The organism is Bartonella sp. AP88HLJMH (assembly GCF_042195605.1).
GTDB lineage: Bacteria > Pseudomonadota > Alphaproteobacteria > Rhizobiales > Rhizobiaceae > Bartonella.
In genome coordinates this window covers 1-627 of the sequence record NZ_JBHIOR010000121.1, presented here as the reverse complement: position 1 = coordinate 627, position 627 = coordinate 1, and the positions used below count along the sequence as shown (strand labels likewise).

The following is a 627-nucleotide window of genomic DNA, read 5'->3' as shown; positions in this document are numbered from 1 at the left end:
GTTGTTCCACAGGTTCCAACTTATCTTCTTTTGCCAAATGCCTTATTTCATGCTGGTTTAGTGGATATGACCACGCAAAATAAAACGTTAGAGACAATGCGGAATGCTTTTCATTCCTTTGGGAAAGATGATAAAAAGACAGCCTTTTTTCTGCGTGCTTATGGGGGGAGCCATCACTATGCTTCCAATTTATCTGCTTTTGAATATGGTTATGGTGCTGAGCTCGATTATAATGCATTTCAAGCAGGTGTTTTGTTAAACGAGATTGAGAGTTTATATGGTCGTACATTCTTTGGAGTTTTGGGGAACTATGGAAATCTTTCTCTACACCCTCAGGATGTTGAACAAAGCAAAAAAAGCGCATTTAATAAATGGTCTGTTGCTGCTTATGGAAATTTGCAGCATGATACCGGTTTTTATATGGATGGGGTAGTATCGTATGGTCTTTTTAAGGGTGATGTTTTGACCCTTGCACGGGGCAAGGTTGTGGCGTTAAAGGGTAAACAATTTAGCGGTTCTTTAACGAGTGGTAGAACGTTTGCAACAGGGTATAAAGGTGTTGTTTTTGATCCGCAGATTCAGGTTGTTTATCAGCATCTTCAGTTTAATCAGGCGCGTGATATTGAT

The 627-nt window shown here is 39.7% G+C and carries 1 protein-coding gene; it reads left to right on the top strand.

All coding sequences use genetic code 11. The features are described from left to right. The coding region (locus ACFIMA_RS09920) for an autotransporter outer membrane beta-barrel domain-containing protein (RefSeq protein ID WP_375693472.1) at positions 1-627 on the top strand (627 nt) is incomplete at both ends.